The following is a 25432-nucleotide window of genomic DNA, read 5'->3' as shown; positions in this document are numbered from 1 at the left end:
GTCAACTTTCAGAAATTTAGATTTTTTACAGAAGTAAATCGATGGCAAAAGTAAAATTAGTGGATGTGGCAGAGTTAGCGGGTGTTTCAAAAAGCACCGCATCTCAATACATTAATGGCCGTTTTGATTATATGTCAAAGGAAACGCAGGAGCGCATTAGAGCAGCGATTAAGGAGTTAGATTATGTTCCCAATCCTATCGCCAGAAACTTAAAAGCTGATAGGACCAAAACTATAGGTGTAGTTGTAAGGGACATTACCGGATTTGATACGAGCCACACTATTCGTGGAGTCGATGATTTCTGTAAAACTTGTGGTTATAACGCCCTAATATACAACACTGATTTTGACCCCGATATCGAAGCTAAATCCCTAGAGGCGCTTTATCAATTAAGGGTTGATGGCATTATTATCGCGTCGTCAGGAGGAAACAACAAACTGATCTCTGACTATATAGGAAAAGGTATGCCTATCGTTCACTTTCAGTTAGAACACGATGGCAATGAAAAGAATCTTATTTTGTCTGACTACCGCCAAGCCGCGTTCGACGCAACTGAGTATTTGATTCGTTTAGGACATAAGAAAATATGTTTTGTCACTCAAGAATTTAAAAATGTAAAATCAAGAAATGACCGCTACCTCGGCTATGTATCTGCACTTGAACGTCACAATATTGCTTTGGATAAAAATCTCATTCAGTATTGGCATCGCGAAACTGGATTCGAACATTCACCTATAAGTATCCTAGAATCGAGTACTGCTCCTAGCGCCTTTTTTACTCAGCATTTAGCTATTACTACTGAGCTTTTGAGTCAATTAAACCAAGCAAAAATATCAATACCCGAAGATGTTTCACTCATTGGTTTCGACGATATCCCCATGGCAGAATTTTTCAAAGTCCCCATTACTGTAGTCAAACAAGAACCTTATATTATCGGTAAAGAGGCAGCTAAGTTACTGTTAGAGAATATAAATGACAAAGCTAAAAACGCTCAAAAACTGATGATTGCTTGCTCTGTCACTGAACGACAATCCTGTATAAAAATACTTTAAATAACAAACTCTTGCGTGCTGTTAATTGGTTGTCGGTAGGAGCTCTTGTGATAGCCCTGCTAATGATTGACAGCTCATAATGACAACGGTTACTATAAGTATTAACTAAATCGGTTTAGTTGTTTGATTACTTTTGATTTTTTCGAATTGACTCGGTAATCGCGCACTTCCAAACTTCCGGTAATTTATATAATGCATAACGTCAAAACATTTTTTAAATCCCTATTGCCGGGGATCTTTTTATTCGGATTTACGGTAGGCACTGGTAGTGTCACCGCCATGGCTAAAGCTGGAGCAGATTATGGTATGTCTCTGTTATGGACCATATTTATCTCTTGTGCCATTACCTATTTTTTGATTCAACTGTTTGGTAAATTTACCTTAGTAACAGGTCAGACTGCACTTCAATCATTCAAGAAGAATATTCACCCTCTTGTTGGTGGCTTTTTTATAGTGGCACTCACGACTCAAATATGCGGAAGTGTTATCGGTGTGATGGGTATATTAGCTGACGTTTGTTTTGAGTGGTCGAAGAATTTTGTAGAGGCTGGTATCGCTCCACTTTATTTTGCAGTGTTTTTTATTGCCTTTGTTTATATTATTTTTCTGATTGGTAAGACTCAAGTATTTGAAAAAGTATTGGCTTTTTTTGTCGCCATTATGGCTCTATGTTTTCTGATTAATTTTTTCATTTTGATGCCGCCGGCTTTAGATATTCTAAACGGAATGATACCTAATGTACCTGATACTGGACCTAATAAGAGTTCGTTTTTGGTCATCGCCTCCATGGTCGGAACAACGGTTTTTTCTGGGTTATTTATCTTACGTACCATACTCGTCAAAGAAGCAGGTTGGACGTTAGCTGATCTTAAAACTCAAAACAGAGATGCTCTGTTTTCTGCTTTTTTGATGTTTATTGTCAGCACTTCAATAATGGCCGCCGCCGCAGGGGCCTTATTTGCACAAGGAATTAGCCTAACCAATGTAACCCAAATGATCTATTTGTTAGAGCCTCTAGCTGGGTCCGCGGCAGTCGCTATTTTTACAATTGGTTTAATCGCAGCTGGGGTGTCTTCACAGTTTCCTAATGTCGCTTTGTTACCCTGGTTGTTGGATGACTTTTATGAGCGTCAACCTAACCTCAAAAGACCAAGTTACAGAGTCATGGCGCTAGTTATTTCCTTACTTGGCTTAATCGTACCTATTTTTAACGCTAAGCCGATAGCGGTCATGGTAGGTTCTCAAGCTTTTGGTGCCTTAGTCTTGCCTGCTACGGTTTTTTGTATTGCTTTTTTGGGAAACAAAAAAGACCTAATGGGAGCGCACAAGTTTTCATCTAGGGTCAATCTGATATTGTTGCTAATTTTTGTTTTTGCGTTAGTTATGAGTTACATGAGCCTCAGTGGCATTGTTGCTACATTGAAAGCAATATAAATAAGAAGAACAAACTCAAATATAGGTTTAGTAATTTCAAAAATCTTCACTTCTAGGAATAACGGAAACAACACTATGAATCAAATAATGAAGTTCGACTCCAATCGTGTTTGGCGAACCTACCAAGGGGGTAAATTGCTGGATACTATTGAAGGCAAAGTAGAACCCCAAGATTCAAGTTTCCCTGAAGATTGGATTGGCTCTACTGTTGAGGCTCGCAATGTTGGGCGTGAGCATGTGTCAGAAGGATTGGCCATGGTGAAAGATGAAGCGGGTAGGTCTGTCCCGTTTAGAGATTTATTGCAAAAGAATCAAGAATATTTTCTAGGAAAGGCTGGTGACACTATCCGTTCGATGGACGATATTCCTCTGGTTAAATATTTAGATAGTGCAACTCGTTTACACTTTCAAGCGCATCCTACCCGAGAGTTTGCACAGCAGCGATTAGGTATGCCTCGTGGCAAAACTGAAGCTTATGTTATTCTTGAAACCCGCGAAGACGTAAGTGAGCCATACATTTATGCTGGCTTTCAACGTTCACCTAGTCGTAAGCAGTTGAAAGAGTGGATTGAAACACAAGATATACAATCCATAGAGAGTTGTTTCGACCGTATTCCAGTTAAACCTGGGGATGTATTTCTGCTACCAGGTGGTCGCCCTCATGCTTTAGGTGCCGGCATACTTATGTTGGAAATTATGGAGCCCTCGGATCTGGCTGTCAGGTTTGAGTTTGAGCGCGGCGGTTTTGTCATCCCTGAGCAAGCAAGGTTTATGGGAAGAGATATTGATACAGCGCTAGACGTGTTTAACTATGATCCTATTGCTCCTGAAGATATTGACGCGGAATTTCGTTGTTTGCCTAAAACCCTTGCTACAGATAACAAGGGTAATTGCCTAGAAGAGCTAATCGGTGCCGATAAAACGTCTTGCTTCACAGTAAAAAGAGCATCTGTCACAGGCAATTTTAACCGCCAAGAGCAGGCCTTTTTCTATGGTATTGTGACTCAAGGTGAGGGCACAATTTGTATTGATGGGGAAGTGATTCAACTTAAGCGTTGGGAGCGCTTTTTCTGCCCGGCTGGTGTGAAACGCTTTGAATATCAATCACACACAGGTATGTCGATTTTGGAGTGTTACCCAGGAAACAGTTAACAGCCTGACTAACCACATAGAATAACTTCAACGTGGATCAGGATAATCCCATTTGATCTCGGTATAGGAGATAGGGGATAGATACACCTTGCTGGTTGGCTATTATCCTATTTTCGTAGAACGGTTTGACAGGCAATATATTCAGAAAAATATGCAAAAAAGAAAAGGCTCTATGTATGTAGAGCCTTCGCTTGGATAAATTAGTGAGGTGAGGAGCGGGTGCTCTTTTCCTTATTAGTTGAAGTGATAAGGCCCGGTCCAATTGAAAGTTTTGCCAGCAATTTTAACTTTGTGTTGTTTGTTAGCCGCGGCATTTTTATTGGCCAAGATAAACATTCTGCTATTACCTTTTACATCTTTGATTGAAACTGCGGTGTAGTTTAGGTCGTCGTGTACTACCTTCAATTCAGCAATGTTACTGTTTGAATTCACTGACAATTCTGAAACAGGGCTATAGCTGCCGTGTGGTTCAATAACAGTGGCAAAAGTTGTGTCGTCGCTATCCTTTCTGCGGATCATCAGCGCCGCTTCTCTGCGCAAATTAAAGTCCGGATCATTTGCCCCTAACCGAGTCAGTAATAATTCATCAGATTTATTTGTGGCCGAAGTTAAGGTGTAATACTTTCCCTGTCCTAACCATGAAAATTGAGTGGTGCTGCCAGTAGGCCGCCCTTTACCTTCCAAATATAAATGTTGATAACCATTGCTTTTACCTAATGGAGATAAGGTTGTAGGAGACTCATAGGCAAAGTTTTGGCTCAATACTTGACCCATAAAATAGAAAGGTAGGTCATATTGATTCTGTTTCTCAGACTCTACTTTCATAATATCCAATAAATAGGGCTTCTCGAAACCGTCACTTTTAATCACGGCCATAGTGCGGTGTAATTTTGTGCCAGGATAGGCGTTGTTTTCTGTTGCACTGACAACTTGAATGTCTTTATTGGAATCATCATAAAAATATAGTTCAGAGTGATGTTGACTGGCTGTTTCGTATTTGCCGCCAAAATGCATCATTTCATTTTGTGAGATAGTGTTATGTGCAATGGTGGTTTTGGCCCATGTCTTATTCTCTTTAAGGTAATTACCTCCACCTTTTTGTCCAATGTTAACGAAACGCGCCAGTCCATAGTCCTGAAGCACTTCGTCACCTTTTTCGTATAAAGAGAAAGAAAGTTTGTCATAGTGGCCATGGCTTAAGCCTTGTGCCGCATATTTAAACACTAAGGTTAGATCTTCATTACCGTAACGCAGCACAGCAACGCCACCTTGTTTACCATTGGGACCATCGGATAAATTGATAGAATTTTTTACAAAGGGTTGAGACTTGCCATCGCGGATCCCCATCGCCACTGCAAGGCCAGATTGGTCTAATAATACTTCATTCTGTTTTTCAGCAATGCTCAACAGTTGAGGATTCTGATTGCCATATTGGTAGGCAATATCAACCGCTGTTACTAAAGACGCGGTATAGTAAGACATGCCTTTTTGTCCGTCATTTAAGGGAAAAAACTCTCCATCAGCATCGGATAAGTTGAGAAGGGCGTTTACCCCTTTAAGCAGTACATTGTTTTTGTGCTCAAAAACCTGCATTTCAGGTTTAGCATTGTACATGGCTAAACCAAAAATCAAAAAAGGATACATGGCATAGCGTTGGTAATATGGACCTTCTGTATAATAACCATCCGGTGAAAAGGGCTCTTCCAAGTTAGCTAAAAACCCCGCTTTTTGACCAGCAACTTTGATAAAACCGCCGTCATTGTCTTTACCACCAATCTCAAGACCATCGTCTTCAATGCCATATAAAGCCCGTTGTAATAACTCTTCGTCATTCATTACAAGAGCGATCATGCCAACGGCTGCGTTACCCCAGGTACTATGGTTATGAACTCGGTTATAAAACTGTGGATTGTCAATAGAAATAAAGTCAGCAAAAGGTCGAAAAAGGTTATTTTCTAACCTGTCACGCTCCTGTTTGCTGAGAGTATCGTAAATCGCGTCATAGGCTTGGCTCATATAAACCAGCCAGTTACTGTCATTTAGGCATTGCCAAAATAGCTTGCCGCGAGCATAAGAACGCTCTTGTGGATGCACAGGTAAGTCCTTGTACATTGCTTCATATTGAAACAGCATATCCTTGATGTATTTCGCATATTTATCATCCTGTAAAATTTGATAAAGTGCGCCCGCTTTTTGTGCGATAAGAAAATTTATTTTGTGTCTTTGGTGGGTATAACCACCAGAAAAATCTTTAGGAATTGGGGTGTCGATCCCAAATGCAATTTCAGCGTCAACTTGTTGTTTTACTTTTTGAACAGTAGCGTCAAATAAAGGCACTTTGCCCAAATGTTCCCTTACTTTCTGTACACCTTCTTTGGTTAAAATTAAGTTCGGATGTGGCTGTGCTTGTAATAAAAGCGGTGACGTAATTGCGACTGCAAATAATAAGAGTGCTGTGAGTTTTCTTAAGTGCATTTTAGGTGTCCTTTATCTAACAACTTACTTTCTTGTTAGTCTAGAAAATTTGGTTTTATTGGGGAGTACCCCGTCGCTACAAATTTGCTGTTGGCACGCCAATAACAATCTGTTGGTGTAACAAAAATTTGATTGCATACTCAAACGTCTTATCAACCAATAAGGAGTTTAAGTACGCAGTCATACGCCACAGTTATTCTGGGGCTGACAAACCCTCTACAAAGTCTTCTCGGGCAGGGCTAAAGGTATCTATTAGAATGCCACCGGTGGGACAGGTTGCTCCATGATCTGCAAAGGGTGGTATCAAGCAGCTATCGCCCGCTCTTAAAATTTTGGTTACTCCATCAATATTAAAATGGAATTCGCCTTCTACAACGTAAGTTACTTGTGAATGTCGATGTGCATGATTGTAGCCAATCGCACCTTTTTCGAACCAAATTTTTACTGCCATTAATTCGTGGTTATAACCTAACATTTGACGCTTTAAACCACCGCCAATATCTTCAATTTCAGTTTTGTCAGCAAATAAAAAGTGTTCACTCTGGCTCATATTTATCTCCTATTCAGCCCAATTTCGGCTAGTCTGTCATCGGATTTACTTTATGTCGAAAAGCATCCTAGGGTCATCAGAACTAAAAAGCCTCTAAGTTAAGAGGCTTAATAACGGAACACAATTTTTTACGTTATGTTTCTCTGATCACTCTTCAATTATTTCTATAGCTTAAGAAAGTAGTCGTAAATTTCTGGAACGTTACCATTTCCCATACCTGCATCTACTGCAGCTTGAAGGTGCGCAGAAGTGCCCTCTGCAATCTTAGCTGTGGTACCTAAATCATTTACCATCTCAAGGAAATAGCCTAAATCTTTGTTGGCGTTGTTTATTGAGAAACCTAAGTCGCTCACACCGTCAACGGCATAATTTTTACAAAAATGCATAAATGGCGAATTAGAGGGACCAGTAGACATAATGTCGAAAAGTTGTTGGCGATCTACACCAGCACGTTCTGCAACGGCGAAAGCTTGCGACATAGCGGTAACAGTTGTCATACCGATGAAATTATTGATTAACTTAGTCGTGTGACCTGCACCTAATGCACCCAAGTAGAAGACATTCTCGCCCTGCATTTCAAGAACAGATTTAACACTGTCGAACGTAGCTTGGTCGCCCGAAGCCATAATGTTAAGCAAGCCATCTTTAGCATGTGCTGGCGTGCGCCCAAGTGCCGCATCAACCATGCCCGCACCTTTTTTAGCTAGGTCGGCACCGATTTTACGAGTAGAAGCTGGAATAGAAGTGCCAAAATCAATTAAGACTGCGCCTTCTTTGATGCCAGCTAATATACCATCATCTGCATAAACCAACTTTTCAACAACGTTAGAAGTTGTCAGACAAAGCATAACGATGTCACAGGCAGCAGCCAGTTCAGCGGGAGAGGTTGCTTCAGTGGCACCGCGAGCAACTACGGCGGCAACTGCGTCCTTATTTAGGTCCATTACAATTGGTTCAAATCCCTTTTTCTGAAGGTTTTCAACCATGTTACTGCCCATAAGGCCAAGGCCAATAAAGCCAATGGTAGGTTTTGTCATAAATAATTCCTAATTATAGTGATGTTAGTTTGCTGTTTGCTTTGGGTTTATCACAAGCTCAACGGGTTAATTTGTAGTCGTATTTAGACTAATCCTTTTCATCCGTCTAATTTACACTATTGGTAATTAAATTGGTAATAATATTTGTTAATATTGGTAAAGTAATTGGTAATAATTGTGTTTTTTTAACTTCCAAAATTATTGTCGTTTCATTTACTTTTCAAATTGTTCCGAAACTAATTTTAAACCTAGAAATACAGAAGTTATGTGCTACCTCCAACTTTATGTTTGGAGGTAGCGAAGCGCCAAGAGTAGCGCTCAAATTGACTTTTACTATCGGATTTTGTTCTTAGAAACGATAGCTAGCACCGAAGGTAATACGACGGTCAGCCAATCCTTGGAAACACAGCATTGCATCTTCATTTACACAAGATTGTGTAATATCAGACTCAGTCAAGTTAACAGCTTCGACACCTATGTTTAGTTGTTCGTTAACATCATAGCTAACACTTGCATTAAGCTGTCCGCGGTCGTGAGTATAAACCGGGAAACCTAAAGTAGAGTTACGTGATGCTCCACCTGCAGTATCGTCGGTACGGAAAGCTTCACGCCATGTGTAACGAAGTCGTGCAGATAAACCAAACTTCTCATAGTAAGCCGTCACGTTATAAGCATTTTCAGAAAAGTCTAAAAGGCCTTGAACGGCATTAACTGTGACAAAATCTGCATCGTTATAAATGCCGTTAATCGCGTTAAAGATATCAGTACCACGACCAGCCGAAGAGTTAACTGTTGAACCGCCTTTGTATTCTTGGATTGTATAGTTAGCCATGAAACCAAAACCTGATGCCCAACCTAAGTCATCTTCAAAACTAGACAGGTCATATTGAACCGCCATTTCGATACCTGTTTGGGTGGTTTTAGCAGGGTCGTTTACTTGAGTATTTTTATCTACACAAGCGCCAGTCACGCCCAGAGGAGCAAGAAAGTCATCGCCTTGAGCTGCTGGGTTATAGATACCACCACCAGAACATGAAGGATCGGTAGAAAAGAAACCGTTAGCATCTGTTGGTGAAGAATCCAAAGTAGAAACGAACAGGTTACTGATTTCTTTATCGAAATAACCGATGCTTACTACTGCAGCTTCAGTAAAATACCACTCAGCAGATAAATCTAACGTTGTTATCTCTTGTGGTTCTAACCCCGGATTACCAATAGAAACTGATTGGTTAATGTTAGAAGGGAAAGACACAGAGGTATTCAAATCAGAAAAATCTGGACGACGAATATCTTGACCCCAACCTAATCGCAACACTACTTCATCATGTGGCGTAAATACAATGTTCACTTTTGGTAAGGTATAGCTGTAATCACCAGAAATAGTAGTTAATTCTGAACCACTGTCAGTAATAGTATTACCTGTGGAATCAACAGTCGTTTTCAGGTGTCTAACGCCTATATTACCCACAACGTTTTCAAACTCGAAGTTTGCTTGTGCATATATAGCTTGAGTCTCTTCAGAAATACTAAAAAATGCTGAAGATGAAGGGGATAACGATGATAAATCAGGTGAAGAATCATGAGCGATTAGTGCTGATTCTAACGTATCTAACACAAAATCAGGGTTATTAAAGGCTAAGTCAGGATCGACGATAATGAAATTACGCATTGCCAACTCACGGCCGTCAGCGTCACCAAAGTTGCTAGGTCCTGGAACCAATATATCAGCGAACAAAGAACCACTTGGGCTATCTACCATCTTACTGAAACCACCAATTCTATCGGTTATTTGGTTGTAAGTACTTTCGCGTTTGCTGACACGTAAACCAAAATCGATAGAAGTAATAGGGGAGTCTTCTAAATAATAACTGAAATCTGCACGAGCAGCGTCTAATGAGTTGTTTGTTTCATTACGACCCACATCAACCTGGTCTAATACAACGTTGGCGGGATCTAATAATTCTGCAACAGTTGGCGCAAATGGTGAATCAAAGTTGATGCCAAAGGTTAAGGCTCCACCTGTTAAATCATAGATAAATGGCACAGCGTTATCATTACTTGTGTTTGAAGTAATGTTGCCGTCTTCATCAAGACCGTCTAACGGAGCGTGCGGGTTAATGAAATTTAAAGTGGTGCTTAAATTTGGATTTGTGGTGTCAGAACTTGCTGAAGATATTTCAAAACTAGCGAACAAATTGTCACCTTGCCACTCGCCACCAAATCGGAAAAGGCTGGTATCGGTCAAACGGGCACCAGTGTCACTACTAAAACGTAAGTTAGGATCATCGTCGTCCTTAGCTAAATCGGGCTCGACAACACCACGCACCGCAGCTTGAATACTGCCAAGCTCTACTCCGTCTAAAGAGCCAAAGTTAATGGTTTCAAATTCAGTGGGTAGATTTTGGTTAAGTACTGAACTTACACCCGAACCTTGGACACGAGTACTATCTTGACGACGTTCTTGATCAGTTAACACAACATCTAAGAAAAATTTAGTGTTGTCGTTTGGAGCAAACTCGAAGGTTGATGAAATGTTAGTGGTTTCGTACTCATAGTTTTCATATTCTTGATTTAAGAACTGAATTCCAAGGAAGTCGAAATCTTGACAAACAGGGCGGTTAGCAACGTCTTCAACACTTCCGCTACGTACAACAACTGCATCACAGTTTTCGACTAAACTACCATCACGGTCAACACGAGGACGGAAAGATGAAGACTCTTGTCGAGTAATACTTCCGCTCAGAACAAAACCAAATTTTCCGCTGTCTACTTCCCAGTTATCACCATAAACGGCAGAAAAACGTGGCTGGATGCCATCAGTTGTTAAACTGCTGTCTTCGCCTTGAATACGAACATTAATTAATTGCTCGCTCAGTTCTAAAGGACGAATTGTTCTTAAGTTAACTGTACCGCCTACAGAGCCTTCAATAGTTTTTGCGTCCGAAGCTTTTGTCACCTCGACACCTGCGATGATTGACGCTGAAACGTCTTCGAAACTTATACCGCCACGTCCAGTTCCAGCGCCTACTGTTTGCACGCCGTTTATTAGGACATTGTTCGAATTTGAACCACGGATTTGAACACCGGTACCCACACCAGCTGTTCTTGTTATTTGAATACCTGTTACATTTTCTAATACTTCTGCCAAGTTTTGGTCGGGTAACTTACCGATATCTTCAGCTTCAATTACTTCAATTAGGTTGGTTGATTCACGTTTTTCAAGTAGTGCGCTCGTTAGTGAGCTACGAATTCCTGAAACTTCGATGACTTCAACAGCTTGTTCGGGAGCCGCTTGTTGTGCTGAAACTGTGGGAGCTGCCAAAATTGCGACTACAGCTGCGCTGTATATCGCTGAATGTGCGCTAGTACTTTTTAGTACCGAGCTGATTTTATTTAGTTTAGTTTTCATGCGTTCTCCATTCATTTTTCAATGAGTTTTAATCGGTATGTGAAATTTTACTTGTTTACGTTTTGTTTGAGTTGTAAACAAAATGTTTCAAGCTTGTGCGCTAAACTAACCAATTAAGGTGTGGTATGTCAACATTTTGTTATTCCAATATTTATAAATTGGTTTATTATTGGTAATACCAATATTGGGTGGTAAACGTATATTGGTAATATTTTGGTTTGATTGAGGACTCGTGTAACCGAGGGGTGTACAAGATGAATGCCTTTATAATAGGGGCCTAAACAGATTTTCTTGGTATTTTTTATACTTTGTTTAGGTGGGCAATTTTATAGGTGGGATTGGAATAATATAGACAAAAACACTTTAAATTATTTTTTAAAATATTTTAAAGAAGCGGCCTCAAAATGGCTGAATTTTTGTTTAAGGCAATGTGATTAGTCACAATCCCCGCCATTTAGGGGGGATTGTTCAAAATTATGATTGGGGGGTTATATCAATTGGTTTTACAATTTAACTATTAGTTTACCGTTATTGGCGCCTGTTAATAACATGTTTAAACCATCGATTGCAGTCTCTAGACCATTGAGCACATGTGCGCGGTATTTTATCTTTCCTTGCATTACGTAGGGCGTGAGTTTGCTAACTAATTCTGGTAGTTGCGCAAAATGATCAGGCATAGCAAAACCTTGGACAGTGATACGTTTTTTTATAATTGGTATCCAATTGGGACCTGCACTGGGAGTTTCGGCTGTGTAGTCAGAAATCATGCCACATACAATTGCTCTACCGTGAGCATTCATATGCTCGATAACATGGTGTTGGATAGGACCGCCTGTATTTTCAAAGTATATATCAACACCTTTGGGCGCTAATTCAGTTAACTTAGCATCAATATCATCTGTTTTGTAATTGATCGCGCCGTCAAATCCAAGGTCTTTAACTATCCAATCACATTTCTCATCAGAGCCTGCGACCCCAACCACGTTGAGACCTTCGGCCTTGGCTAGCTGTCCTACTATTGACCCAACCGAACCTGCAGCACCACTGACCACTATAGTTTCACCGGCTTTATGATTGCCAAAACCAAAGAAACCTTGGGTTGCAGTTAAGCCCGGCAGTGCAAAAACTGATAACACCATTTCAGGATCTAATCCCGGTTGTACTTTTCTTAGGCCTTCGCCTGTGCTTACCACATATTCAGTCCACCCAGTCATGCCCATCACACGATCGCCAACACTAAAGTCGGGGTGATTACTTTCGATTACCTCAGCAATGCCTGAAGAGCGCATAACGTCGCCAAGTGCAACGGGTGGGATATAACTTTCTGGGTCGGGATTCATCCATCCAACCATCGCAGGGTCTAGCGACATATGGGTTTGTTTAACTAAAATCTGCCCAGGACCAGCACTTGGAATGGGTTTTTGTACTATTTCAAAAAGTTCTGCACCTATAGGGCCTGGGGCAGGGCGGGCAATTAGATTAATCGCTGTGTATGTACTCATGTTTAGCATTCTCCATTATGTGGTTGCGTTAAATGAACTGCGTTGTAGAGGTAAGTATTGCTAAATAAAATGGCAAGATATATAGCTGAAAAAGGCTATCTTTATTGTTATAAAGACAATAAATGTATTTTCGATAGATATAAAAGGAAAGTAATGGACCAAGTCCGAGCGTTACGCTATTTCAGTAAAGTTGCAGAAATGGGCAGTTTTACGAAAGCTGCTAGGTTATTCGGGGTGCCACCGTCTTCGTTGTCCAGAAGGGTTGCAGATTTAGAAAGTAGCTTAGGTGCCACGCTACTCAAGCGTTCTACACGAGACGTTAAACTCACTGAGGTCGGGCAGCGTTATTATAACCAAGTGGTGGATATCCTGCAGCAACTGGAACAAAGTAATGAGGCGGTGCGGAGTTATCAAGCTAAACCAATGGGGCACTTGCACATCAGCTCAATGGTTGGATTTGGAGAGCGTATCTTACTACCGCTTTTAGAAGAATTCAGCCAACTCTACCCTGAAATAGTGCTCGATGTGAGTCTAAGCGATGAATTGTCGGCGCTCAGTAGAGACGAAGTGGACGTTGCAATTAGAGGTGGCTATGCGCCAAACGAAAGAGTATTAGCGATCAAATTAATGGGTAATCAGTTTGTACCTGTTGCCTCTCCGCAATATCTGCTAAACATGGGAACTCCAACAAACGCACTTGAATTGAAAAAACACAAAGGTCTATATTTTCGCACACCTAATGGACCTACACCGTGGTTGGCTTACCTCAATAATCAGTGGCATGACGTCTCTGCTCCACAAGTGGCGGTATCAAACAACGGTAAATGGTTAGGTGAACTAGCAGCTAAAGGTAAAGGCATATTGATGGCGCCAAGGTGGTCAGCGGCACAGTACTTGGCAAGGGGTGAGTTGTTAGAGTTAAAGATAGAGCCGACTGTACAAATTAGCCAGAATAACGACATGGCGGTGTATCTGTTATATCAGAAACAAAGATATTTAGTGCCTAAAGTCAAAGCTGCTGTGGATTTTTTGGTAGCGCGAGTCAAGCAATAGCATTTGACTGATAATCAATTTAAAGGTTTTTTACATTATTCTTTGCTATCTCTTCAAGGCGTTTAATTATGGACTCGGAATATACCGGTTGATAGAGTCGCCGCATAGTGCCATCGCGATAGCTCTGCTCCAACGCACTTTGCCATCTATTGATACGTTTAGAATCAACATCAAGTGAAAACGCGAGATAACGTTGGCGCTTGGTTAAAAACGCTACAGGTACCAATTCATCACCTATTTTTGACGCTTCGGATACAAAGTTATCTAATCCTAAATCGCTAATAGGTGTTAAGTCTGCACGTCCTAGCAATACCATTTTTTGGCAATCTCCTACTTTACTGGTTAGGATTAAATTTCTATCTGTATGAAAACCTAAACTCTCTATTTCGTCGATAATTGCGGAGTTGCGATAGGTACAAGCAATATATTTTTGAGGTGCCATTTTTAGATCGGGTTTGTTTATCATTCTCTGTTTTAGACCATACAACGAAACTGTATAACTTTGCAGGGGCCCCACCCATTTAAACCAACTTTCTCGCTCTTCAGTTCGCACTGTTTCAAATAAAGCTAGCCCTTTTTCTTGTCGCGCTATTTTCATGGCTCGGCCCCAAGGTAAAATGTTTATCTCACCCGGTTCGTCAAGACGCTGTTGTAAAATACGTATCAGTTCTACAGTGACACCTGTTACAACCCCCTCTTCATTTAGATATTCACCGGGCGGACTATGTTCAGTTAAGAATCTCAGAGGAGGATAAGGTTGCGCAATTGAATGAGACGAAAATAAAATATAAAGGAAACTCAAAAACCATAACACGCTAGATGGGTTCTTCATGTCATACCTAATTGTAAAACCGGGAAGTAGGAAAAGTTAAAATTCAATATCAATCGCTAAGCTTGATACATCTCATAGCAAAGTTTAACAAACCTGTGGCAATTAAAAACTGCCATTTGAATGAAAATTGAGTTGCGGAGGTGGTTGTCTGAAAATAGCGATTAACCTAACACTGAATTTACTGGCACCCTAAGTCGTAGTCGGGTTTACGGTGTTAGCAGAAGAGTTTTAGCTTTGCCGGAATTCATAATTTAGTTTGACATTTATGGTACGAACGAAGATTGTATCTCTTTATGTTTCTCAAACCTTAGATTACTACTTATGCCTTCTAAAAAAGCTATTTATAAAGTCGTCGCCATACTCGTCATACTCGCAGTTATTGCCTTTTTTGTGTTTTTTCCCGCGCAGTTAGATAAACAAACCAACCGGTTACATGATTCAAATTTACCAGTGATTTCTGAGCAAGCACGCGCTTTACATAGGCAATTATTTATCGGTGATTGGCACAGTGATTCTTTAATGTGGAAAAGAGATTTAATAGAAAACCATGACTACGGACACGTTGATATTCCTCGTTTGCAACAAGGTAATGTGGCATTACAAATGTTTACCACTGTGACTAAATCACCTGACGGCATCAACTATGAAGAAAACAGCACTGATGCAAGCGACAATATCACTAAACTGGCGTTAGTTAACCTATGGCCTATTAGTACCTGGGATAGTTTGGCAGAGCGAGCTTTGTTTCAAGCGAGTAAAGCGTTAGAACTAGCACAACGGTTTCCCGATCAAGTGTCTCTAATTACGTCGAAATCGGACCTATCACAATTTCTTGAGAAGCGAAAAGCCAACCCTAAATTATTAGGGATGTTATTAGGCACAGAAGGCTCACATGCACTTGATGGAGACCTAAGCAATATCCAGCGTCTATTTGATAGTGGTTTTCGGATGATGAGTTTGCAACACTTTTTTGATAATAAGTTAGGTGGTTCATTACATGGCGTAAGTGGTGAGGGGCTAACAGAATTTGGAAAAAACGCCATACAAACAATGCGGTCTTTAGGGGTTATGTTAGATGTGTCACATTCATCTGAACAAGTAGTCAAAGATATTTTAGCGATGAGTAATCAGCCTTTACTCATAAGCCATACCGGATTTTACGGACATTGCCCGTCAGCAAGAAATATCTCCGATGACTTGATGCAACAAATTGCGGCAAACGACGGTCTTATTGCTGTGGGTTATTGGGATGGAGCGGTGTGTGAACCTAATGTAACTGAAATCGCAAAAGCAATTAAATATGGTATTGAATTAGTAGGGAGCGAACACATAGCGCTTGGGTCAGATTACGACGGCGCCACCAGTGTGCCATTTGATACGTCTGAGCTAGTGTATCTAACTCAAGCTTTGTTAGATTTGGGACTAAGTGAATCACAAATTAAACAAGTTATGGGTGACAATATGTTGCGTTACTTACAAGCACATTTGCCAGATTAATTGCCGCGCAATGGCATTTAATAAACGTATCAAATTCTTTTTAATGTAATCAACGGTGTACCATTCTGAATGGAATATTTTCAACTTAGCCGCCTCAATCTTACCGATTACCTACAATCGTTGCCTGAAATCGAGCACAGATTTTCGAGCTTTGATAATCTAGAGATTCAGGAAATAACTGATGGCAACATGAATTTTGCCTTTGTGGTGAGAAACAAACAAGAGCCAAGCCAGTCTGTTTTTATCAAGCAAGCCCCGCCTTATATTAAGGTGATGGGAGAACAATGGCCCTTAACTCGACAAAGAATGACCGCTGAAATTAATGCCTTAAATTATCAATCCAGCGTATGCCCGGAAATGCTGCCAGAGCTATATTATCAATCTGAAGCGTTGTCTGTGGTTATTATGCAAAACCTAAGTCAACACGATATTTTACGCTCGCAATTAATACAGGGGCGATATCTGCCTAGACTTGCAGAAGACTTATCTACTTTTCTAGCCGAGACTTTATTTTATTCTTCTAGTTTTGCCTTGTCTTCACTAGAAAAGAAGGCATTGATGAGTGATAGCCATAATCATGATATGTGTAAAATAACCGAAGAGTTTGTGTTTACTTATCCATTTGAACATCACGAAATGAACGCTTACAATCCGGCTTTATCCCAGGCAGTGATAGATTCTATACAGAAAAACCCTCTTGTTAGAAAACATGTTGCAGACATGAAATATACTTTCATGAATAAGCCTGAAGCCTTGTTACATGGGGATTTTCACACGGGGTCGGTGATGGTAAATCAATTAGAAACCTTTGTTATTGATCCAGAGTTTTCGTTTGTCGGCCCAATGGGATTTGATTTAGGAGCACTGATTGGAAATCTATATTTGTGCTACTTTTCACATGCTCATCACTCGTCGGTTGAATCTGTTAACTACAGTCATTGGTTACTGCAGACTATTGACGATATTTGGTACAAATTTGAAGGCAAATTTTTATCATTGTGGTTTGAACATGAGCAATCTGCCCCCAATGCGTTTATGGGTAAAGATCTCACTGGCGACAGCCATCAAATGTTCAGGCAGACCTTTTTAGAACAGTTGCTAGCGGATAGTTTAGGCTTTGCTGCATGTAAGATGATGCGCAGAATTTTAGGCGTCGCAAAAGTACCTGATTTGATGCAATTCGAAGAACAACAGTTTCGCGCAAAGTTAGAAACTCAGGCTCTTAAAATGGCGACTGAAATGTTACTCAACCGTGATTCCTATAAATGCATTGCCGATGTTAATAAACTGGCTGAAGGTTTTGCCGCTTCATAATTTTCGCCAAAGTACAGTGTCGCAATTTTGGGGGGGAATCGCCACGAGTAATTAATTGTCGCGGCGGTTTACTACAGCTATAACATCTTGATTTCATCATCTTTAAGGTGACTGACAATGGGACTGTTTTCAGCATCGGCAAATGCTGCATCTAGCAGTGATGAACGATAAGCAATTGGTGCTCGGAAGTTGGGATGAGTAAAAATGTATGTTTGCCCGGATTGCAACGCTTCAACTACACGTTTTGCTAAGACTGAAGTAGGAATGCCAGACTCTACTAGTTCTTTTGCTTTATTCGCTCCTTTGGAAGAGCTGGCTTTTGCCGCTCCTTGGTCTTTTACCTCTTGGTATTCATCTTGAAGGTTACGAAGTGACTCATGAATTCTAGTTTTAACAAAAGCAGGGCATAGCGCTGACACCGCAATGTTATGTTTTTTTAACTCACCAGCCCAACTTTCTGACATAGAAACAACCGCCGCTTTTGACGCGGCATAAGCCCCAGAATAGGGTACACCGTTCATACCCGCCATCGAGGCGACATTAATGATCCAACCTCCCTGACCATGTTGTTTCATGCTTGGGGCGACAGCTTGTGTGCCGTTGACTACACCCATTACATTCACGTCCATCACCCATTTCCACGTTTCGAGCTTAGTGTCGTCTACTGAACCTGGCACACCACCTACACCAGCGTTATTCACTAGCATATGAATATTGCCAAATTCGTTTTGTGCTGCTGTGACAGCCTCTTGCCATTGTTGGTAATTGGTGACGTCCAAGGCGCAAGCCAAGACTGGTATATTTGCCTCTTGTAACTTACGCTGTGCCTCAGAGAGTTGATTTTGATCGATATCGGCGATGACAATGTTCATACCTAGTTGTCCAAATTCTTCAGCAAGTGCAAAACCAATGCCCCCTGCACCACCGGAAATAATCGCTGTTTTACCCGCAAATTGATTCGACATGATGATAACCCTTAGTTTCTAAATAGCTTTTAAACGACGTTTGTGATCATGATAGTAAGGGGTGGGGAGGCGCAAAAATACTTTATTTGGCTAATTGGTGAGTCTTCATGGGGTGAATATCAGCCTATATAACCGAAAGTGCAGCTAGAACATCAGACTTTAACTTTTCTATGGGGGATGCGCCAAGCATAGATACTCACCCTAAAGCATTGATATAGGTTTAACACCACATACGCAAACGCCCAAAGTTATTAGCTTTGGGCGTTTGTTCTAACAAACTGGGTTACGACAAACCGAGCGTTACAGAGTCATATGTAAAATTGGAAAAGGTTTTCCCATGTCATCGAGTGGTGAACGTGAAACAATTCTAAAACCCATATATTGGTAGAATCCTACAGCCAACGGATTTTGTTCGTTTACGTCTACCTTGGTTGCGCCTAACTGCTCTATCGCATATTGCAGTAACACTTTACCTACACCTTGCCCTCTCGCTTCATTTAATACGAACAGCATTTCTACCTTTGAATCATGTATACCCACAAAACCAAGGATGACACTCTGTTCATTTTTGATGCACTTCAAGGTTACAGAAGGAAAAGCTTGCTCGATGATAATGGGTTTAAAAAACGCTATATCTTCTTCTGTTATGAAGTTATGGGTTGCTCGGACTGAATTTTCCCAAACACTAAGCAATTCTGCGTAATCTTTGGGAAGCACATTTTCTACAATCATTATGTTTTCTCTCAAGTTGACTGAAATAGATGTGCAGCCGCGAGGGAGAATTTTAGCTTAACGATGTATCAATTGTCCAAAACTGAGATGTAGCAAAACGTAACTAATCTGAAAATTGTTTATCTTTTTAGACAGGGCATATTTAGCTGTTAGAAACGATATTAGGCCCTCTGTTAGCTAAATTAACCTTTTGAGAGGGGGCCTTGAGGCGTTATTCAGGCCCTTTTAGTGCGCTAACCAAAATTTAATTTATCGTTTCAACACCATTCTCAGTACCTACCAATACCACATCTGCTGAGCGATTTGCGAATAGTCCGTTGGTAACCACGCCCACTATGGCGTTGAGTTGTCTTTCTAGTTCAACTGGATTAAGAATTTTTAAATTGTGTACATCTAAAATCACGTTGCCATTATCGGTGATCACACCTTGGCGATAGGCTGGATCCCCTCCAAGTTTGACTATTTCTCGGGCTACATAAGAGCGAGCCATAGGGATCACTTCGACCGGCAAGGGAAATTGGCCGAGCATAGGGACTTGTTTTGTATCGTCAATGATACATACAAAGGTTTCAGCCACAGCAGCGACTATTTTTTCTCTGGTCAGCGCCGCACCGCCGCCTTTAATCATATGTTTGTGTTGGGTGATTTCGTCTGCGCCATCTACGTAGATATCAAATTTGTCTACTGAATTGAGATCAAACACTTCAATGCCCATGGCAATTAAACGTTCCGTAGAGGCTTCTGAGCTCGACACTGCACCTTGAATTTTCTGTTTTACATCAGCTAGAGCATCAATGAAATAATTGACAGTAGAACCAGTGCCAACACCTACGATAGTATCGTCTTTGACATATTTTATGGCTGCTAGGGCTGCTGCTTGTTTTTTCTCGTCTTGTGTCATGGGGAGAGGGCCTGTTCAATTTAATAACCACTTTATTATGTGAAGTGTAACCCATGCACAGTGTTAACTTATATTAAAAAATTGCTTAGGGGTGGCAATTCCATTTAATGGTATATCCCAGCTATCAGCGATTATCTTATCCGTTTGTTGGCAAGTATGTGCCAATCCAATCAGCTGAGTGTCCATCGAATCGCGACGAATTGGTGCTAAGGTACGGTCATAATAGCCGCCTCCCATACCTAACCTATTACCTTTAGCATCAAAGGCAACTAGCGGTGTCAGTATCAGCTCAATGTTCTCTAGAGTACAGATATTTGAACTCGTCACTATGGGTTCATCAATTCCATAAAGGTTTTTGCGAGTAGCAGAGTTGGGATGGTATTCGACAAATAGCAAATGTCCTTTACTAAAAGGATGTAACACCGGAAGCAATACAGATTTACCTTGATGCCAACAATAATTAATAATTTTTTGAGGGTTAACTTCTGAATCGTTAGCTATGTAACAGGCAATGGTTTTTGCCTTGAGCAATGGCGTTGATTCTAAGCAGGTTGTGAGTATTTGGGTTGCAGCCTCTGCTTGAAGCAGAGGCGATAACATTTGCCGCTTTTTACGATACTCTTGCCGAATTTGTTGTCTTGCCTGAACATCTAATTGCGACATGTTTCATTTTCCGCAGGCTAAATTATAGGCTGTACGTATCTAGGTACAATTGAGTCAGTCTTTCGTTGTCTACTTTAGTTGCCACATTGATTTGTTGCGCGTTGAGCCAGTCGGGACTAGCGGTAGTGTTAGGCAGCGCAACTGAAGTCTGACCGATATTTAACGGATCAGTTGAGACTCTTGCATGGCCAGTTTGTAATTCAAATAAGCTTGGATCAATTAAATGGGCAATCGGCATTGCGTCATGAAAAAAGCACACATCTTCATCTCTGTTTTGTGAGTAAAACTCCACATAAAACTGTGCTGCGTCATGCACAAACCCGCCTAGTTTGGCGTTGTTTTGTTTAAGGCTAGTTAAAAATTCAGGGGTAAAGGGGCAAGAGTTTGTCACATCTAGACCAAACATATTGAGCTCCCATGATGCTCCAAACACAATTTCAGCTGCAAAAGCATCGTTCCAAATATTGGCTTCTGCCACTGGAGTTACGTTACCAGGCACAAATGCCGCGCCGCCCATTATGGATACCGCTTTTAGCAATTTGGGTAGTTCAGGTTCTAGGCGTAACGCCAACGCCAAATTACCTAATGGACCAATAGCCACTACTGTGATCTCACCGGGAAACTCACGGGCTTTATCTACAATAAATTGTGCTGAACTACGAGGGTCTAATTCGCCTGCTATAGCCGGAAAGTTGATATTTCCAAATCCGTCATCACCATGTACAAAATGGGCATAGCCAGATTCTTTACCCACCCAAGGCATACCGACACCTTTGCAGACTGGAATATTTTTCTCGGCTAGCGCGCACAAAGTAATGGCATTTTTGGCTGCCATTTCTACTGGTACATTTCCATATACAGTAGTGAGCCCTAATACCTCAATTTCAGGGTGTTGAAACGCAAAGAAAATCGCCATTGCATCATCAATCCCCGGATCAGTATCTAGTATAATTTTGTGGCTCATGAAATGTCTCCCGAAAAGATTATTGTTTAGCAAGAAAACGGTTCACGTCTTCTTCGTTAGGTATCGATTGTGCCGCGCCAACTTGCATTACCGCTAATGCAGAAGCGGCGCATGCGCGTTTTAACGCGACAGCTGAGTCTGTATGGTTACTATAAGCAGATAAAAAATAGCCAATAAAGGTATCGCCTGCGGCTGTTGTATCGACGGCTTCTACTTCAAAAGCGGGCACGTTAATGGTTTTGTCTTTCTTTAACATTCGCACACCTGCTTTACCTAAAGTAATCAGGACTTCAGCGTGAGGCCAATCTTGGCGAAAATATTCTTCAATTTTATCTAAGTCTTGGCGCCCAGAAATTTCTTCCGCTTCTACTTCATTCACTATCAATAAATCAATACATTCGTTGGGAAGATGTTTAACTGACTCAGTCATAGGAGCTGGATTAAAGGCGACTTGCAAGCCTTTTTCTTTGGCTTGAATTAACACTTGGTCGATACTGCTGGTTTCATTTTGAGTCAAAACCCAATCTGCGGATGAAACTGAATCCAGTGCTTGCATCACATCTTTAGATGTTAATTCTTGATTAGCACCGCCAAACAACACTATGGCGTTTTCTGCTGAAGGTGTCACTTGAATGATTGCATGCCCAGAAGCAGTTTCAGTGCACGACACATATTTACAATCAATACCATCGCGGATCATGGTTTGTTTGAAAGACACATCAGATTCGTTAATTTTACCTACATGGCGTACCTGTGAACCTGCTCTGGCTAGGGCAATAGACTGATTGGCGCCTTTGCCACCCAATAAACATTGGTAGTGACTTGAAGCTATGGTTTCACCAGGTTGAACAAAGTGATCTACTTGATAGACATGATCTATATTGATTGAACCAAAATTGATAACGGCCATAATGCGCTGTTGTGCCTCTTGTTTTAAAGTTACAGTTTTGAAATTATTCTAGCTGAATAAACTCATAAATTAACCATTTATTGAAAAGTTGACCGTTTGGTCTGGTTGTAAGTATATTGATTTTTTCTCTGGCAGCAAATTTATTTAAGGGTAACCGCCCTTAAGCAAAAAGACGTGACAGTTTATGGATAATCCCTGTTTTGGGAACATAAGGAGATGTGTCGGTTAAAAACAATCTAACAGAGACTGTCGCTCCATGACCCCAAGGCCACCAAGCTGCCATCACTTTAGGTTGACGTTCGATATTGCTACTGAATAGTTTTTGTTGTTTAACCAGCTTCGAGAATTGACCTGCGTAATGTTTGGCTTGGTCAGGTGCTTTTTTGATGGTTTTAACATCCCAGCAAACAGGCAATGTTTGCTGCAAAGTAAATAATACTTGGTCTTGCTTATCTACAGAGAACTCTGCGAGCATGACTTTGTGAAAATCATCATATTTCCACTTCACTATAGAAGACAAAGCTTCTAGGACTTCTTTTCCGTAAGTTTGAATTTTTTCTTCTTCATTCATATGACCACTGATCTCAATCCGTTATCGATAGTTTGGACGCCTCCCAAAGTGCCGCTGTTCGGTGTAAGCCCGTGAACCGAAAGTTCAGGGCGGAAAAATCATCGCTACCTTAGGCTTCTCGATACGAGCCGAGCTTGCGCAATAGTAGTGGAATCAAATTCCTAGGTAAAAAGCATCGGCCAGGGACATAACTAAACTGGCAAACACCCCAGGAGGCATAGAAAATTGCTTGCTGTTTAACCAATTAAGCATTAGCTAGCAACGTACCCCGCCATTATAATCTGTTAGTAGGGCGAGTTACTAGTGATATCGTATTCGAAACCCATACGCTAAGGCTAAGTCCTTAGCGCTATAACAGATTTAGAAGTGTTGCGAATTCTGACCTAGTCATTTTTACAGCCTAGGAGGATATATCATGTATTTGCTTTATCGGGAGTGGTAGCATTGTTATGTCTAACAATTGAGAGTGCACTTTGAATACGTCAACCAACCTTTTCGATACTATAACTGCGTTATTAGAGCGCAACGATATTTTAACCTCAGCCGCAGAAGTACAAGGAATGTTTTGTGGCATGTTAGGAGGGGGGATGCCATTAGAATGCCAAGATTGGTTAGAACCACTGGCCGATTTTATTCATCAAGGCGAGACATTTTCAAACGACGTAATCGAAGCATTTAGAAACCTTTATGATAATACCTGTCAACAACTAGTTGAGAGTGATTTTGCGTTAGTGTTGTGTTTGCCAGAAGATTCCGCACCTATTAACGAGAGAGGCCAAGCTTTATTAAATTGGGTGCAAGGTTTTATGCTGGGCTTTGGTTTACATCAGGATGATTTGACTGGGTGTTCTGCTGATGTAAAGGAAGGACTGGAAGACTTTGCTGAAATTGCACGTATGGACGATGAGATGAGTGAAGATGAAGAATCTGAGCAGGCATTGTTTGAAGTCATGGAGTATGTGCGGGTGACTGCTATGTTGTGTTTTAATGAACTAGGTAAGTCTCCTGAACAACAGCAAAGTGAGCCAAAAACCGTTCACTAGCCCGTTACGTTTTTTCATTTTAAACGCCAAAAAGTGAGTCGCTGCATTACCCATGGATAATCTTGAATTTTTAAGTCGCCAAAAGTGTTTGCTTCAACACATGCTACCTAATAGTATTTGTGTGGTGTCAGCGGCTAGTCTAGTCACACGTAGTCGTGATACAGAATTTCCATTTCGGCAAGACAGTTATTTTCATTATTTATGTGGATTTCCTGAGCCCGACGCTTGGTTAGTGTTATCTAATCATCAAGAATATAGCAATAATATGAGTGTTTTATTCTGCTTAGATAAAGATCCCACTATGGAAATTTGGCATGGCCGCAGGTGTGGTCCTAAACAAGCCAAACACACCTATTCAGTCGATATGGCTTTTGCTGTGGATGAGTTAGATGATCGATTGTTAGATTTAGTTGACGGCCACCAAAACTTGTATTTTGCTCAAGGGCATAACCCCGAAGCAGACGAACTAATATTTGCAATATTACAAGCATTACGGGATGCCCCAAAGCAGAGTAAACAAGCTCCCTCGAGCTTGATTGACAGTCGCATAATTTTAGATGAAATGCGTTTAATTAAGTCGCCCTATGAAGTGGAGATGATGCGTAAAGCTGCAACCATAGCCACTCAAGCCCACGTGCGAGCCATGCAATTCGCAGCTGCCGACAAAAATGAATATCACCTTGAAGCTGAAATTCATCATGAGTTTGCGATGCAGGGTGCCAAATACCCTGCATACAGCACAATAGTAGGGGCGGGTGATAACGCTTGTATTTTGCATTACACCGAAAACAATCAACTGTTAAAAAATGGTGATTTGGTGTTAATTGATGCGGGTTGTGAATGGCAAGGATATGCGGCGGATATTACTCGGACATTTCCGATTTCGGGGCGGTTTTCATCACCACAAAAGCAACTCTATGAACTAGTGTTGCAAGCACAACTGGCAGCCTTCGAGCAAATAAAACCAAACAATACCCTTAAACAGGCTAGTGACGTAGCAATAGCCGTCATTACTCAAGGTTTACTCGACCTTAATATTCTACAAGGGGAATTGGCTGAAAATATTCAACATCAAACTTATCGTGAGTTTTACATGCATGGACTTAGTCATTGGCTGGGGTTAGATGTACATGATGTGGGTAATTTTAAAGTTGACCACCAAGATAGACCGTTAAAACCAGGTATGGTACTAACAGTAGAGCCAGGTATTTATATTGCTCCAGATTCAGAGGTTGATAAGCAATGGCAAGGTCTTGGTATTCGCATAGAAGATAATTTACTTATAACTAAACATGGCTATGAAAACTTAACGTCAGCGGCACCTAAAACCATTAACGACATTGAAACATTAATGCAAAAAAAGAGCGATTAACAAG

The 25432-nt window shown here is 40.9% G+C and carries 21 protein-coding genes and 1 other RNA gene; 8 read left to right on the top strand and 14 right to left on the bottom strand.

Features of this window, described 5'->3' with window-relative positions:
• Positions 1–41: 41 nt before the first annotated feature.
• The 3 genes from ABJK37_RS01955 to ABJK37_RS01945 all read left to right on the top strand — a co-directional run bounded on the left by ABJK37_RS01955 (position 42) and on the right by ABJK37_RS01945 (position 3638).
• On the top strand, positions 42–1052 hold the full coding sequence (locus tag ABJK37_RS01955; protein ID WP_348349565.1) for a LacI family DNA-binding transcriptional regulator: 1011 nt from the start codon (positions 42–44) through the stop codon (positions 1050–1052).
• A 192-nt stretch (positions 1053–1244) separates the two neighbouring features.
• Positions 1245–2486, top strand: a complete 1242-nt coding sequence (locus ABJK37_RS01950; protein ID WP_348349563.1) for an Nramp family divalent metal transporter — start codon at positions 1245–1247, stop codon at positions 2484–2486.
• A gap of 75 nt (positions 2487–2561) precedes the next feature.
• Positions 2562–3638: a class I mannose-6-phosphate isomerase gene (locus ABJK37_RS01945; RefSeq protein WP_348349561.1), complete on the top strand. Its 1077-nt coding sequence runs from the start codon at positions 2562–2564 to the stop codon at positions 3636–3638.
• 234 nt (positions 3639–3872) lie between these two features.
• On the opposite strand, the gene ABJK37_RS01940 is transcribed toward ABJK37_RS01945, so the two are convergent.
• The 5 genes from ABJK37_RS01940 to ABJK37_RS01920 form a co-directional block, all read right to left on the bottom strand.
• Positions 3873–6113, bottom strand: a complete 2241-nt coding sequence (locus tag ABJK37_RS01940; protein WP_348349559.1) for a heparinase II/III family protein — start codon at positions 6111–6113, stop codon at positions 3873–3875.
• A 193-nt stretch (positions 6114–6306) separates the two neighbouring features.
• Positions 6307–6663 carry a cupin domain-containing protein gene (locus ABJK37_RS01935; RefSeq protein WP_348349557.1) on the bottom strand — a complete coding sequence of 119 codons (357 nt, stop codon included), beginning with the start codon at positions 6661–6663 and terminating at the stop codon, positions 6307–6309.
• Positions 6664–6827: 164 nt separating this feature from the next.
• Positions 6828–7700 carry an NAD(P)-dependent oxidoreductase gene (locus ABJK37_RS01930; RefSeq protein WP_348349555.1) on the bottom strand — a complete coding sequence of 291 codons (873 nt, stop codon included), beginning with the start codon at positions 7698–7700 and terminating at the stop codon, positions 6828–6830.
• 349 nt (positions 7701–8049) lie between these two features.
• Positions 8050–11109: a TonB-dependent receptor gene (locus ABJK37_RS01925; protein WP_348349553.1), complete on the bottom strand. Its 3060-nt coding sequence runs from the start codon at positions 11107–11109 to the stop codon at positions 8050–8052.
• 503 nt (positions 11110–11612) lie between these two features.
• Positions 11613–12611, bottom strand: coding sequence for an NADP-dependent oxidoreductase (locus tag ABJK37_RS01920; protein WP_348349551.1), 999 nt, complete (start codon positions 12609–12611; stop codon positions 11613–11615).
• Positions 12612–12764: 153 nt separating this feature from the next.
• Here ABJK37_RS01920 and ABJK37_RS01915 point away from each other — a divergent pair, with 153 nt between their 5' ends.
• Positions 12765–13664 (top strand): LysR family transcriptional regulator, encoded by a 900-nt coding sequence (locus tag ABJK37_RS01915; RefSeq protein ID WP_348349549.1) that lies wholly within the window; start codon positions 12765–12767, stop codon positions 13662–13664.
• A 19-nt stretch (positions 13665–13683) separates the two neighbouring features.
• On the opposite strand, the gene ABJK37_RS01910 is transcribed toward ABJK37_RS01915, so the two are convergent.
• Positions 13684–14496, bottom strand: coding sequence for a transporter substrate-binding domain-containing protein (locus ABJK37_RS01910; protein WP_348349547.1), 813 nt, complete (start codon positions 14494–14496; stop codon positions 13684–13686).
• Between the two features lie 321 nt (positions 14497–14817).
• On the opposite strand from ABJK37_RS01910, the gene ABJK37_RS01905 reads away from it, so the two are divergent.
• Positions 14818–15993, top strand: a complete 1176-nt coding sequence (locus ABJK37_RS01905) for a dipeptidase (RefSeq protein WP_348349545.1) — start codon at positions 14818–14820, stop codon at positions 15991–15993.
• Between the two features lie 69 nt (positions 15994–16062).
• Positions 16063–17307 carry an S-methyl-5-thioribose kinase gene (gene mtnK / locus ABJK37_RS01900; protein WP_348349543.1) on the top strand — a complete coding sequence of 415 codons (1245 nt, stop codon included), beginning with the start codon at positions 16063–16065 and terminating at the stop codon, positions 17305–17307.
• A gap of 77 nt (positions 17308–17384) precedes the next feature.
• Here the strand turns inward: mtnK and ABJK37_RS01895 are convergent, their stop codons facing one another.
• The 8 genes from ABJK37_RS01895 to ssrS all read right to left on the bottom strand — a co-directional run bounded on the left by ABJK37_RS01895 (position 17385) and on the right by ssrS (position 23231).
• Positions 17385–18272, bottom strand: a complete 888-nt coding sequence (locus ABJK37_RS01895; RefSeq protein ID WP_348349541.1) for an SDR family NAD(P)-dependent oxidoreductase — start codon at positions 18270–18272, stop codon at positions 17385–17387.
• Positions 18273–18572: 300 nt separating this feature from the next.
• Entirely contained in the window at positions 18573–19004 is a 432-nt protein-coding gene (locus ABJK37_RS01890) for a GNAT family N-acetyltransferase (protein ID WP_348349539.1), read from the bottom strand.
• Positions 19005–19248: 244 nt separating this feature from the next.
• On the bottom strand, positions 19249–19905 hold the full coding sequence (rpiA, locus tag ABJK37_RS01885) for a ribose-5-phosphate isomerase RpiA (RefSeq protein WP_348349537.1): 657 nt from the start codon (positions 19903–19905) through the stop codon (positions 19249–19251).
• Between the two features lie 63 nt (positions 19906–19968).
• Positions 19969–20568: a 5-formyltetrahydrofolate cyclo-ligase gene (locus tag ABJK37_RS01880; protein WP_348349535.1), complete on the bottom strand. Its 600-nt coding sequence runs from the start codon at positions 20566–20568 to the stop codon at positions 19969–19971.
• A gap of 22 nt (positions 20569–20590) precedes the next feature.
• Positions 20591–21532 carry a nucleoside hydrolase gene (locus tag ABJK37_RS01875; RefSeq protein ID WP_348349533.1) on the bottom strand — a complete coding sequence of 314 codons (942 nt, stop codon included), beginning with the start codon at positions 21530–21532 and terminating at the stop codon, positions 20591–20593.
• Between the two features lie 19 nt (positions 21533–21551).
• Positions 21552–22442: a ribokinase gene (locus tag ABJK37_RS01870; RefSeq protein ID WP_348349531.1), complete on the bottom strand. Its 891-nt coding sequence runs from the start codon at positions 22440–22442 to the stop codon at positions 21552–21554.
• A gap of 160 nt (positions 22443–22602) precedes the next feature.
• Positions 22603–23013: a hypothetical protein gene (locus tag ABJK37_RS01865; RefSeq protein WP_348349529.1), complete on the bottom strand. Its 411-nt coding sequence runs from the start codon at positions 23011–23013 to the stop codon at positions 22603–22605.
• Positions 23014–23049: 36 nt separating this feature from the next.
• Positions 23050–23231: non-coding RNA, 6S RNA (gene ssrS / locus ABJK37_RS01860), on the bottom strand.
• A gap of 255 nt (positions 23232–23486) precedes the next feature.
• On the opposite strand from ssrS, the gene ABJK37_RS01855 reads away from it, so the two are divergent.
• On the top strand, positions 23487–24056 hold the full coding sequence (locus ABJK37_RS01855; RefSeq protein WP_348349527.1) for a UPF0149 family protein: 570 nt from the start codon (positions 23487–23489) through the stop codon (positions 24054–24056).
• A gap of 52 nt (positions 24057–24108) precedes the next feature.
• Positions 24109–25428 carry a Xaa-Pro aminopeptidase gene (pepP, locus tag ABJK37_RS01850; RefSeq protein ID WP_348349525.1) on the top strand — a complete coding sequence of 440 codons (1320 nt, stop codon included), beginning with the start codon at positions 24109–24111 and terminating at the stop codon, positions 25426–25428.
• The last annotated feature ends 4 nt before the right edge of the window (positions 25429–25432 follow it).

Source organism: Paraglaciecola sp. (assembly GCF_039964565.1).
Classification (GTDB): domain Bacteria; phylum Pseudomonadota; class Gammaproteobacteria; order Enterobacterales; family Alteromonadaceae; genus Paraglaciecola.
Note: the sequence above shows the minus strand (reverse complement) of the source record. Positions and strands in the feature narration are given on the sequence as shown.